Raw genomic sequence first — 12,943 nt, 5'->3', positions numbered from 1 at the left:
GACAATGGATGTAGTTTTTTTACGAGGCAGGATGACAATGAACGAGAAATACGCCGCACTCAAAAGCAATGTGCGCATGCTGGGCCACTTACTGGGCAACACAATTCGCGATGCCCACGGCGAAGAAATCTTCGAGAAAGTGGAAACCATTCGTAAATTATCCAAATCGGCTCAAGCTGGAAATAATGCTGACAGAGACAGCTTAATCGAAGAGATTAAAAGCTTGCCAGATGAGCAATTGACGCCCGTGACCCGCGCGTTCAACCAATTTCTAAACCTGACCAATATTGCTGAGCAATACCACACCATTTCACGCCATTGTGAAGAGCATATCTGCGAACCTGACGCAATTAACTCGCTGTTCTCAAAGCTGGTGCAAAATGATGTGAGCAAGCTAGACACGGCACAAGCGGTTCGCGACCTGAACATTGAATTGGTTCTAACTGCGCACCCGACCGAAATCACTCGTCGAACCATGATCAATAAGCTGGTGAAGATCAACGAGTGTCTATCTAAGCTTGAGCTGAGCGATCTCTCTTTCAAAGAGCGTAAGAAAACTGAACGTCGCCTTGAGCAACTTATCGTTCAAAGCTGGCACTCTGACGTTATCCGTCAGCAGCGCCCGACACCGCTTGATGAAGCTAAATGGGGCTTTGCAGTGGTCGAAAACTCACTATGGGAAGCCGTACCTGACTTCTTACGTGAAATGAACGACCGCCTGAAATCTTACCTTGGCGAAGGTCTGCCAATTGATGCTCGCCCAGTGCACTTCTCTTCTTGGATGGGTGGTGACCGCGACGGTAACCCATTTGTAACCCACAGCGTGACTCGTGAAGTACTGCTTCTATCTCGCTGGAAAGCAGCTGACCTATATCTTAACGACATCAACGAACTGATCAGCGAACTGTCAATGACAGTGTGCAACGATAAAGTTCGTGAGCTTGCAGGTGAAGATCAACACGAACCATACCGTGCGATTCTGAAACAACTTCGCTCACTATTGAACGAAACTAAAGACATTCTAGACGCGAAAGTTCACGGCCAGAAATTGGCAGTCAAAGCACCTCTGCAAAAAGTAGAGCAGCTTTGGGAACCACTTTACGCGTGTTACCAATCGCTAAACGAATGTGGCATGGGCGTGATTGCCAACGGCTCACTGCTGGATACGCTGCGCCGCGTTAAAGCCTTCGGTATCCACCTAGTTCGTCTCGATATTCGTCAAGAAAGTACTCGTCATGCTGATGTGCTTTCTGAATTGACTCGTTACCTAGGCATTGGCGACTATGAGCAGTGGAGCGAGCAAGACAAGATTGCTTTCTTAACCAACGAACTTGCATCTAAGCGCCCTCTTCTACCTCGCGACTGGGAGCCATCAGAGCCAGTTAAAGAGGTTTTGGATACCTGTAAGATTGTGGCAGCACAACCTCGCGAAGCGTTTGGTGCTTACGTTATCTCAATGGCACGTACCGCTTCTGACGTACTTGCCGTGCATCTACTGCTACAAGAAGCGGGGTGCCCTTACCGCATGGACGTATGTCCACTGTTCGAAACACTAGACGATTTGAACAACGCAGAAGCGGTAATCAAGCAGCTGATGGGCATTGATCTATACCGCGGCTTTATCCAAAACCACCAAATGGTGATGATTGGCTACTCTGACTCTGCAAAAGATGCAGGCGTAATGTCAGCAGGTTGGGCGCAATACCATGCGATGGACTCACTGGTTAAGGTTGCAGAAGAAGAAGGCGTTGAACTCACACTATTCCACGGTCGCGGCGGTACAATTGGTCGTGGTGGCGCGCCGGCTCACGCTGCACTACTATCTCAACCACCTAAGAGCCTGAAAGGCGGTCTGCGCGTAACCGAACAAGGTGAGATGATCCGCTTTAAGCTAGGTCTACCTGATGTCGCAGTCAACAGCTTCAACTTGTATGCAAGTGCAATCCTAGAAGCGAACCTACTGCCGCCACCAGAGCCTAAACAAGAGTGGCGTGACTTAATGGATGTGCTGTCCGAGGTGAGCTGTGAAGCCTACCGTAGCGTCGTTCGTGGTGAGCCAGACTTCGTGCCTTACTTCCGCCAAGCAACACCTGAACTTGAGCTAGGTAAACTGCCTCTAGGTTCTCGCCCTGCAAAACGTAACCCGAACGGTGGCGTGGAAAGTTTGCGTGCGATTCCTTGGATCTTCTCTTGGAGCCAAAACCGTTTGGTTCTTCCAGCATGGCTAGGGGCTGGTGAAGCGATTCAATACTCAGTAGACAAAGGCCATCAGGCACTACTGGAAGAAATGTGTCGTGAATGGCCATTCTTCTCGACTCGCCTAGGTATGCTTGAGATGGTGTACACCAAGTGCAACATGGATATCTCTCGTTACTATGATCAGCGCTTAGTTGAGGAGCAGCTTCAACCGCTGGGTGATCGCTTACGAGATCAACTTCAACAGGACATTAAGTCTGTCCTGAACGTAGAAAACAACGAGAACTTGATGCAAAGTGATCCTTGGGGACTAGAATCCATTCGCCTACGTAACATCTACGTAGAGCCATTGAACATGCTTCAAGCTGAATTGCTGTACCGTACTCGCCAGACTGAAGAATCTTCTGCAAACTTAGAAGAAGCACTGATGGTAACCATTGCAGGTATTGCAGCTGGTATGCGTAACACAGGCTAACCAAGCTACGCATAAAGAACCAAAGGCTGAGTTAATACTCAGCCTTTGTTACTACTAACCAATCACTTCTACTATTTGAGCAATACGCAACCAGACATTTAATCCAAGAAAAAAACAAAAAGTCCCCACCAAACAACATAAAACACTACACAAAAACACTATTGAGTATTTTATTAGTTTTTTTGGGTAATTTTGTCCTACTATTCCACTTCATGCTTATTATTTATATACTACTTGCCTGCTGGAAGCTCACAAATCCAATCAAATAGGCTCCAGCTCGATGGAAACACCCATCACTCTAGGTGATAAACGGCTTTAAGGTGACAGGACCAACATTGTTGGTGCTATTTACACATAAAAAACTCAAGCGTCAGAAAGAGCGCAAATGAAAGTGTAAGTAGCTTGTTTACAAGTTTATTGACCATTTGGATTGAAGACATGTCATTACCACACGTAATTTTAACTGTTCTTAGCACTCGCGACGCAACCGGTTACGACATCACTAAAGAATTCTCAGCTAGCATCGGTTACTTCTGGAAAGCAAGTCACCAACAAGTTTACCGTGAACTAAACAAAATGGCTGAGAAAGAGCTGGTTACTTGCGTACTTGAACCGCAAGAAGGCAAACCTGACCGTAAGGTTTACTCAATTACTGACGCTGGCCGTGGCGCATTAGGTGAGTGGTTCGATCAACCAACAGCACACCCAACAGTACGTGATGAGTTCTCTGCTAAGCTAATGGCTTGTGCAGTGCAACCTGCGACACCGTTTCGTGACCAACTTTCTGAACTTGTGGAAGAGTCTCGTAAACTGGTTTCTCATTACAAAGAGATTGAAGCCGCGTACTACGCAACACCATCAACACTAGACAAACAAGCACGACTAGAGCGTCTAACACTTCGTCGTAACTTAATGCTACGTGAAGCGTGGATTAACTGGGCAGAAGAAGTGCTAACAGAACTTGAAGTGATTGGCTAATTCGTCGCTTTGAATAAAACGAAAAAGGCTTGCCGATGGGCAAGCCTTTTGTCTATCTGGGGAAAACGTATTAAGCGCCTACTGCGACTTGTGGGCGAACACCGAGCGTGTGGCATAGTGCATAAGTCATCTCTGCACGGTTAAGTGTGTAGAAGTGAAAGTCCTTCACGCCTTCACGGCTTAAGACACGCACCATATCAATCGCTTGGCTAGCACCAACAAGCTGACGCGTCACAGGATCATCATCCAAACCTTCAAACTGTTTGCTCATCCAACCCGGCACTTTCACGTTGTTCTGCGCCGCAAAGCGAGACGCTTGTTTGAAGTTTGATACAGGCAAGATCCCCGGAACGATTTCTACATCAATCCCTGCCGCTACACAGCGATCACGGAAGCGTAGGTAAGATTCCACATCAAAGAAGAATTGGGTAATTGCACGGTTTGCCCCTGCTTCAACCTTACGCTTTAAGTTAAGCAGATCCGATTGTGCGCTTTTCGCTTCTGGGTGTACTTCTGGGAATGCTGCCACTGAGATATCAAAATCATGGCGTGCTTTAAGCAGCTCTACCAAGTCTGACGCATACATATCTGGCGCACCACCACCTGGTGGAATATCACCGCGCAGCGCAACAATGTTCTTGATACCGTTATTCCAGTAATCGTCAGCAATGTCGATCAATTCATCACGAGTTGCGTCGATACACGTTAGGTGAGGCGCAGCAACAAGACCCGTCGCTGCTTTGATTTCTTTGATGATAGAGTGGGTTCTGTCACGCTCGCCTGAATTTGCGCCATAAGTAACAGAAACGAATTTCGGTTGAAGAGTTTTAAGGCGGTGCACTGAGTTCCACAGTGTTTCTTCCATCTTTTCACTGCTTGGTGGGAAAAACTCAAATGAGACGTTGATATTGTCTGATAGTTCAGCGATATTCTGGTTTAAGGCATCAATATGCCCTGCATGTGTGTATCCCATCTTACTCTCCCTGTGGCAACTCCACCACGAAATCAAAATCCTTAAATCGACGTTTAGACGTCTATATGTCTCCAGAATGTATTGAATACGATTTAATGTCAACCTTGTGATTATGAATTTTTCTCAAGTTAATAATTAGGATAGTTCAAGTTCCTAAGTGACAACCTCATCGCCTAACTCTGTGATTCAGTATGGCGTTATCAAGACAATAAAAAACCCCGGAAGCCATCCGAGGTTTTGTGGTAGTTCGCAAAATTGGACTTAGTAAGATTTAGAATAAGCCAGCTAGGCGATTAAGATCAGATTGAATCGCACCGGCCGTCACTTCACGTCCTGCGCCTGGACCACGAATCACTAATGGGTTGTCTTTGTACCATTTACTCTCAATTGCGAAAATGTTGTCACACGGTAGTAAGTTCGCTAAAGCATGCTCTCGTGATAGTGCCTCAACTCCTACCGTTGCTTTACCGTTACGCTCGAGACGGGCGACATAACGTAGCACTTGGTCGTTTCTTTGAGCTTTAGTTAGGCGCTCTTGCAGGATTTCACTTAAGGTATCACCTTGGTCAAAGAAAGCGTCTAGGCTCAAATCTCGCAACTCTTCTGGTACCAACGATTCGACCTTCACACTTTCAGGTTCAATATCCAAACCAGACTCACGAGCTAAGATAACCAACTTTCGCATCACATCAGAACCATCTAAATCTGAGCGAGGATCGGGCTCAGTCAAACCTTGCTGCCATGCTAAGTCGACTAGTTCAGTAAATGGTACCGAACCATCAAATTGTTGGAATAGCCAAGATAGCGTACCTGAGAAGATACCCGACAGTGCGACAATCTCGTCACCGCTTTCACGCAAATCTCGAACGGTGTGATTTATTGGTAGCCCCGCACCAACCGTCGCGTTGTATAGCCAATGACGGCCAATCTTGGCGAAAGCATCTTGTACTTGATGGTAATACTGACTATCAGCTGAACCTGCCACCTTGTTCGCCGAGATAAGATGAATACCTTGCTGTGCAATTTCTACATAACGTGCCGCCAGATCTTTACTCGCAGTGACATCCAGTACCACCGCTTCGTCGAAGTTTTGAATCGCACCGAGCTTAGTTAGCCAATTGCTATCATTCTCTATGCTTTCATCATCAAAGCGCTGAGCAACCGTTGCTGCATCAATCCCGTTTTCATCAAACCAGTAAGTTTGGCTATCTACCACCGCCACTAAATCAAAGCTCATGCCGTGGCGTTTTTCGAGCTCTTCTTTTTGCTCTGCGAACAATGATAACCAACTTGAACCAATATTACCTTTACCACACAAGGCAACCGCTACGCGCTTTTGCGCTTGAAACAGCTGACTATGAATACTTTGTACTAACTCTTCCACTTCGGCTCGGCGTAATACTGCGACGAGACTCAGCCCTGATTGTGCCTCTGAGATAAATTCAACCGGAGAGTCTTTTAACTGCTGATAAAAACCAAAGCAATGATTGGCGTTTTTCGTGACCCCTGCACCTACCGCTGCGAGCAGTGAGTAACCCTCTTTCAGTTTAATTTCAGCTTCAACCGCCAACTCTTGAAGGTAAGCCAATGCACCACCGGCTATCTCGGACGTGTACGCTAAGCGCAATGTTTGTTGGTCTTCTTGCGCTTCAAATGCTAGTGGCTCTAATTGAGCGCGCTTTAACGCTTGCAACACTTCTTTCTGCGCTCGCTCAAAATCATGACCATGCACAAATGAAAGTTGCACGAGTAACACTTCATCAAGAGAGGTAATGATTTTAGCGCCACGACCAGATGCTAATACACGCTCAATTCGGGTTGAGCCAGACTCCGGTTGATAGCTGCATTTGAGGTTCAAATCCATCGTACTTTGAGCAACAGGTTGAAGCGTGCGACTGTGCAATACTGGAGCAGCTAAGCGAGCAAGTTCACTTGCTTCATCTAAACGCAGTAGGGGCAACAAGCATGCATCAGAGACTAAACGTGGATCCGCACTATACACACCTGCGACATCACTCCAAATAGTAACAGTACTAGCTTCTGCCAGTGCACCAATGACCGTAGCCGAGTAATCAGAACCATTACGGCCTAACAGTACTGTCTCTCCCGCCTCATTCTGTGCCATAAACCCTGTGATAATCACTCGCTGATGATTATGTTGTGCTAATGCTTCTTTAATTAGAGCGTAAGAACGAGCGCGGTCGACTTCTGGCTGTGTACCTACTTCTGCACGTAAAAAGGTACGAGAGTCTTGTGCAACCGCTGGCAAACTCTGCTGCGACAGCAATGCAGCAAGTAAGCGTGAAGACCATACCTCACCATGTCCAAGCACTGCGGCTTTTTGAGCTTCTGTTAACGGAGCCGTTAACTCTGCTAGAGTACTGAATTCATCTTGAAGGGAAGCAAGCAGTTGCGTCTGTGCCTCACCTGTTAACAAAGCTTCTACCAATTCAGTTTGGAAGTGTCTCAAGCTTTGTAATGCTTCATGCGCAACACGACCGTCTTTATCTAAACCTTCAAGAAACTCGATCAAGCGATTGGTGGTTTTCCCTGCCGCAGACACCACGACTAAATCATTTTCGGCTGAATACTCTTTTAGTATTTCAACCACACGTAAATAGCATTCGGGGTTGGCTAAACTGCTGCCGCCAAATTTATGCAGCTGACGTTGTACACTCATGACTTTTCTCTCTCCCGATTACTGTGCTGCTTTTAAAAATGCTTGCTCAAGATCGGCGATCAAATCCTGTGCATCTTCAAGACCAACGGATAAGCGCAGTAACTGTTGAGAAACACCAGCTTCAGCTAATGCCGCTTCCCCCATCGCGCGATGTGTCATCGATGCTGGATGACAAATCAAGCTTTCAACCCCACCCAAGGACTCTGCTAACGAAAACAATTCCAGCTCTTTTACAAACACTTTGAGCTGTTCAAATGATCCTGCGAATTCGAAGCTCAACATAGAGCCAAAACCGGATTGCTGCTTCTTGGCGATGTCATGTCCAGGATGCTCTGGCAAACTTGGGTGATAAATCTGTGCAACTAACGATTGAGTCTGTAAGTAAGCAAGTACATCTTGAGAACTTTCTTCATGAACTCGCATTCGCGCACCCAGCGTACGAATTCCTCTTAATGTCATGTAACTGTCGAATGGTGTTCCCGTCGCCCCAATGCAATTGCCCCACCACGCCAGCTCTTCTGCATGCTCTTCACTCTTAGTGATCACCACACCACCAATAACGTCGGAGTGACCGTTAATGTATTTCGTCGTAGAGTGGATAACAAAATCCGCACCTAGCTCCAAAGGCTTTTGGTACACAGGTGTCAAAAAGGTATTGTCCACGGCAACCAGTGCACCGACTTGTTTTGCCTTTTCACACACAGCGGCAATATCGACCACGCGCACAAGCGGGTTTGACGGTGTTTCTAGCAAGATAAGCTTTGGTTTTTTCGCAATCGCCGCATCAAGAGCTTGCTGATCCGACTGATCGACAAACTGCACTTTAAAATCACCCTTGTTCGCACGAGTATTGAAAAGACGATAGGTACCGCCGTAGCAATCGTGCGGCGCTACAATTAGATCATCAGGACCAAGAAACGTCGATACCCAAAGGTTTAATGCTGATGTACCACAGTTAGTGACAACCGCTCCTTTGCCTGATTCAAGCTCGTACAATGCTTGCTCTAGTAAGCCTCGGTTAGGGTTACCAGAACGGGTATAATCGTATTGAGGCACTTCACCGAATGCAGGGAAGCCATAGTTAGTAGAAAGGTAAATAGGTGGTACAACAGCGTTGTATTGGCTGTCTGACTCGATACCAGTGCGTACAGCAATGGTCGCAGGCTTACGGGTGCTCATGGGTGTATCCTTTCACGGGTGGTGACATCTAAATGGGAATGCGCTATATCTAGCTTGTATTGCTCAATTGATTAACACTCTTCCCTAACTATTAACCTCACTTTACTTGTCTAAAAATGAGACGTCAACACTTCTAGACGTCCATATGTCTTTGCTTATGGCAGTAAATGCAGCTAAAATCAGCACCTATATTTATTTTTCTAACTTATTACATTAATGAAGGTGCGCAATGGCTGACTGGAATGGCGAATACATTAGCCCGTATGCTGAGCACGGTAAAAAAAGCGAACAAGTGAAAAAGATTACCGTCTCAATCCCGCTAAAAGTTTTAAAAGTGCTGACTGATGAGCGAACACGCCGCCAGATCAACAACTTACGCCATGCGACTAACAGTGAACTACTGTGTGAAGCGTTCCTACACGCTTACACAGGTCAACCACTGCCAACTGATGAAGATTTGCGTAAAGACCGTCCAGACGATATTCCTACCGAAGCAAAAGCAATCATGACAGCGATGGGAATCGAATTCGAAGCATTCGACGAAGAATAATTGCTTACAAATTCGTCGATGATAGAAGCTGTGCTGGGGACGGTTTCCAAGAACAAAAAAAGGGACGCTCTCGCGTCCCTTTTTTATTTTTAAATTTTACTTTACCACTATTGAGCCATGTAATTCTCTGGCATTTCAATACGTGCCACACCAGAGTCAACCGCAGCTTGAGCCACCGCTTTTGCCACGCGTGGTAGTAGGCGTGAATCCATTGGCTTTGGAATGATGTAGTCAGTTCCGAACTCTAGCTTATCGACGCCAGCTGCTTTTAATACCGCTTCCGGTACTGGCTCTTTCGCCAATTCACGAATCGCGTCAACCGCAGCCAGTTTCATTTCATCATTGATCTCGCTTGCACGAACATCCAATGCGCCACGGAAGATGAATGGGAAACACAATACGTTGTTTACTTGGTTCGGGTAGTCACTGCGACCTGTACCCATGATCAAGTCATCACGCACTTCGTGAGCCAATTCAGGTTTGATTTCTGGATCTGGGTTTGAACATGCGAACACAACTGGCTTGTCTGCCATGAGCTTCAATGCTTCTGCAGGTAGTAGATTTGGACCCGATACACCCAAGAAAAGATCTGCACCTTCAATCACATCTTCCAACGTGCGCTTATCTGTGTTGTTAGCAAACAGCTGTTTGTATTCATTGAGATCATCACGACGCGTGTGGATCACCCCTTTACGATCCAGCATGTAGATCTTCTCGCGCATCGCGCCACATTTGATCAACAGCTCCATACACGCGACTGCCGCCGCACCCGCGCCTAAACAAACAATCGTTGAGTCTTCGAGCTTCTTACCTTGCAGCTCGATTGCATTCAACATACCTGCTGCCGTTACGATCGCTGTACCGTGTTGATCGTCATGGAATACTGGCACGTCACAGCGCTCAATCAGACGCTTTTCAATCTCAAAACAATCTGGTGCTTTGATATCTTCTAGGTTGATACCACCGAATGTATCAGCAATGTTTGCTACTGTGTCGACAAATTCATCGATCGTGCGGTGTTTTACTTCGATATCAATTGAGTCTAAACCAGCAAAGCGTTTGAACAATAGCGCTTTACCTTCCATTACTGGTTTAGAAGCCAGCGGGCCAAGATTACCAAGACCAAGAATAGCCGTGCCGTTAGAAATAACCGCAACCATGTTGCCCTTCGCTGTGTACTTATACACGTTGTCAGCGTTCTGTGCGATTTCACGTACAGGTTCTGCAACACCAGGGCTGTATGCAAGAGCAAGGTCATTTGCAGTTTCAGCAGGCTTAGTTAGCTCTACGGCAATTTTTCCTGGGGTTGGATATGCATGGTAATCCAATGCTTGTTGGCGGCGTTCTTCTTCTGGGGTGACTTCTTGGCGATTGTCTTCAGACATGGATCGTTTCTCTTTGTTATTTTTCGGTAAGGGGGAATAAATTCTAAAGGATAGAAGTCAAACTTCATAGGCTAGATTGCGAGCGATATCCTTAAAAGGGCCGATAATAAAAGAGATTAGACCAGATATTAGTGATGAGCACCCTGCTTACAGGTCAGGTGCTCTTTTTATCACTTGGTTTGGATAGGAAAACAGCGAAATATAATCTCACTCTTCATCGACATATTGTGCTTGTAGGTAATTTTCTATACCTGACATCTGGATCAAACCGAGTTGAGTCTCAAGCCAGTCAACGTGCTCTTCTTCGTCTTCAAGAATATCTTGAAACAGATCTCTAGAGACATAATCGCGAATATCCTCAGCGTAAGCGATGGCATCTTTCAAATCTGGAATGGCGGCCATCTCAAGTTTAAGGTCACACTCAAGCATTTCTTTGGTATCTTCACCGATCATAAGTTTGCCGAGGTCTTGTAAATTAGGTAACCCCTCAAGGAACAGAATACGCTCGATCAAGTGATCAGCATGTTTCATTTCATCGATCGACTCGTGGTATTCCTTATCTGCGAGATGCTTTAATCCCCAGTCTTTATACATACGGGCATGCAGAAAATATTGGTTGATCGCGACGAGCTCGTTACCGAGTATCTTATTGAGATGTTGAATAATGATTGGATCGCCTTTCATGGCAAAGCCCTCCTCTTTGGCTTCATTTAAATGTAGAAGCAAATGAGAAGGTGTCAAAAAGGCTCAGCTAATATTTAGCTAGCTTGTTTCAGCATTAGGTATTCAGTTTCAGCTAAAATTTCTTTCGCTTGCTTGATGCACTTGCCGCATTGACTTCCCAATGCCGTACATCTTTTAATTCCTTTTATATCTGTTACGCCTTCATCTATCGCCAACTTCCTAATTTTCTTGTCAGAGACGCCATGGCAAAGACAAACGTACATATTCACTACCTTTAAATTTCACTATGGAATGAAATATAAACAAGAATCGTTCTTGTTACCAGTTGTATTAAAGCGAATTACAGAACGTTTTGTTATAACGATTTGAACGATTTTGGCGGCTTTCAGTGACTTAGAGGGGTACTAAAAAAGAAGAGGAAGTTAGGTAAAAATAAGGTCATGTTTTTCATAAACAAAACGCATGACTAAGAATGACTGGCTTATAACCATATTGAAAAGAGGAATAGCAGATATAAAAAAGGGAAGCCTTAGCTTCCCTTTTTCTAGCGCTTTCTTCAAGAAGAAGAAGAGTGCAAGATTTTGCTCAATTCGTTAAGAATTATGCAAAGATCTTAGCAACAACACCAGCACCTACAGTACGGCCACCTTCACGGATAGCGAAACGTAGACCTTCGTCCATTGCGATAGGAGCGATTAGTTCAACAACCATTTGGATGTTGTCGCCAGGCATTACCATTTCTACGCCTTCTGGTAGAGAGATATCACCAGTTACGTCAGTTGTACGGAAGTAGAACTGTGGACGGTAGCCTTTGAAGAACGGAGTATGACGGCCGCCTTCGTCTTTAGAAAGTACGTATACTTCTGACTCGAACTTAGTGTGTGGAGTGATTGAACCAGGCTTAGCTAGTACTTGACCACGTTCAACTTCGTCACGCTTAGTACCACGTAGAAGTGCACCAACGTTCTCACCAGCACGACCTTCGTCTAGAAGCTTACGGAACATTTCAACACCAGTACATGTAGTAGTAGTAGTGTCTTTGATACCTACGATAGCAACTTCGTCACCTACGTTTAGGATACCACGTTCGATACGGCCAGTTACTACTGTACCACGACCTTGGATTGAGAATACGTCTTCGATAGGCATTAGGAATGGCATATCTACTGCACGCTCTGGCTCAGGAATGTATGAATCTAGCGCTTCTGCTAGTTCAACAATCTTAGCTTCCCACTGCTCTTCGCCGTTTAGTGCGCCTAGTGCAGAACCTTGGATAACTGGTAGGTCATCACCTGGGAAATCGTACTCAGATAGAAGTTCGCGAACTTCCATTTCTACTAGCTCTAGAAGCTCTTCATCATCAACCATGTCACATTTGTTCATGAATACGATGATGTAAGGGATACCAACCTGACGGCCTAGTAGGATGTGCTCACGAGTTTGTGGCATTGGACCATCTGTCGCAGCAACAACTAGGATACCACCGTCCATCTGTGCAGCACCAGTGATCATGTTTTTAACATAATCCGCGTGTCCTGGACAGTCTACGTGTGCGTAGTGACGAGTTGGAGTATCGTACTCAACGTGAGAAGTTGCGATTGTGATACCGCGCTCACGCTCTTCTGGAGCGTTATCGATAGATGCGAAGTCTTTAGCTACACCGCCGTAAACTTTAGCAAGAGTAGTACAGATAGCTGCAGTTAGAGTTGTTTTACCGTGGTCAACGTGGCCGATAGTACCAACGTTAACGTGCGGTTTCGTACGTTCAAATTTTTCTTTAGACACAATCGTGTTCCTTCCTAGTTATGATTCGCCGTGATCATTATTGATCTCGACGCGCCAG

General features: G+C 45.8%; 10 protein-coding genes. 3 read left to right on the top strand and 7 right to left on the bottom strand.

The genetic code is table 11. The features are described from left to right. Window positions 1-37 precede the first annotated feature (37 nt). A complete protein-coding gene (gene ppc, locus C1S73_RS12370; protein ID WP_038873715.1) occupies window positions 38-2,671 on the top strand; it encodes a phosphoenolpyruvate carboxylase in 2,634 nt (877 codons plus the stop codon). Window positions 2,672-3,109: 438 nt separating this feature from the next. Next, entirely contained in the window at window positions 3,110-3,649 is a 540-nt protein-coding gene (locus C1S73_RS12365; RefSeq protein ID WP_038873693.1) for a PadR family transcriptional regulator, read from the top strand. 70 nt (window positions 3,650-3,719) lie between these two features. Here the strand turns inward: C1S73_RS12365 and metF are convergent, their stop codons facing one another. The 3 genes from metF to C1S73_RS12350 form a co-directional block, all read right to left on the bottom strand. Continuing rightward, complete coding sequence (metF, locus tag C1S73_RS12360) at window positions 3,720-4,622, bottom strand: methylenetetrahydrofolate reductase (RefSeq protein ID WP_038873696.1); 903 nt, start codon at window positions 4,620-4,622, stop codon at window positions 3,720-3,722. 271 nt (window positions 4,623-4,893) lie between these two features. After that, window positions 4,894-7,302 carry a bifunctional aspartate kinase/homoserine dehydrogenase II gene (locus C1S73_RS12355; RefSeq protein WP_038873699.1) on the bottom strand — a complete coding sequence of 803 codons (2,409 nt, stop codon included), beginning with the start codon at window positions 7,300-7,302 and terminating at the stop codon, window positions 4,894-4,896. A gap of 18 nt (window positions 7,303-7,320) precedes the next feature. Then, window positions 7,321-8,481: an O-succinylhomoserine (thiol)-lyase gene (locus tag C1S73_RS12350; RefSeq protein WP_038873701.1), complete on the bottom strand. Its 1,161-nt coding sequence runs from the start codon at window positions 8,479-8,481 to the stop codon at window positions 7,321-7,323. 229 nt (window positions 8,482-8,710) lie between these two features. Between C1S73_RS12350 and metJ the strand changes: the two genes are divergently transcribed. After that, window positions 8,711-9,031, top strand: a complete 321-nt coding sequence (metJ, locus tag C1S73_RS12345; RefSeq protein WP_038873704.1) for a met regulon transcriptional regulator MetJ — start codon at window positions 8,711-8,713, stop codon at window positions 9,029-9,031. 107 nt (window positions 9,032-9,138) lie between these two features. Here the strand turns inward: metJ and C1S73_RS12340 are convergent, their stop codons facing one another. The 4 genes from C1S73_RS12340 to tuf form a co-directional block, all read right to left on the bottom strand. After that, window positions 9,139-10,416 (bottom strand): malic enzyme-like NAD(P)-binding protein, encoded by a 1,278-nt coding sequence (locus C1S73_RS12340; protein ID WP_038873706.1) that lies wholly within the window; start codon window positions 10,414-10,416, stop codon window positions 9,139-9,141. Window positions 10,417-10,623: 207 nt separating this feature from the next. Then, window positions 10,624-11,100 carry a bacterioferritin gene (bfr, locus tag C1S73_RS12335; protein ID WP_038873709.1) on the bottom strand — a complete coding sequence of 159 codons (477 nt, stop codon included), beginning with the start codon at window positions 11,098-11,100 and terminating at the stop codon, window positions 10,624-10,626. A gap of 74 nt (window positions 11,101-11,174) precedes the next feature. Next, entirely contained in the window at window positions 11,175-11,363 is a 189-nt protein-coding gene (locus tag C1S73_RS12330; RefSeq protein WP_038873712.1) for a (2Fe-2S)-binding protein, read from the bottom strand. Between the two features lie 337 nt (window positions 11,364-11,700). Next, window positions 11,701-12,885 carry an elongation factor Tu gene (gene tuf / locus C1S73_RS12325; protein WP_042605518.1) on the bottom strand — a complete coding sequence of 395 codons (1,185 nt, stop codon included), beginning with the start codon at window positions 12,883-12,885 and terminating at the stop codon, window positions 11,701-11,703. Window positions 12,886-12,943 lie beyond the last annotated feature (58 nt).

Origin of the sequence: Vibrio jasicida 090810c (assembly GCF_002887615.1) — a bacterium.
Classification (GTDB): Bacteria; Pseudomonadota; Gammaproteobacteria; order Enterobacterales; family Vibrionaceae; genus Vibrio; species Vibrio jasicida.
The sequence above is the reverse complement of the archived record's forward strand: the minus strand, read 5'-3'. Positions and strand labels throughout refer to the sequence as shown.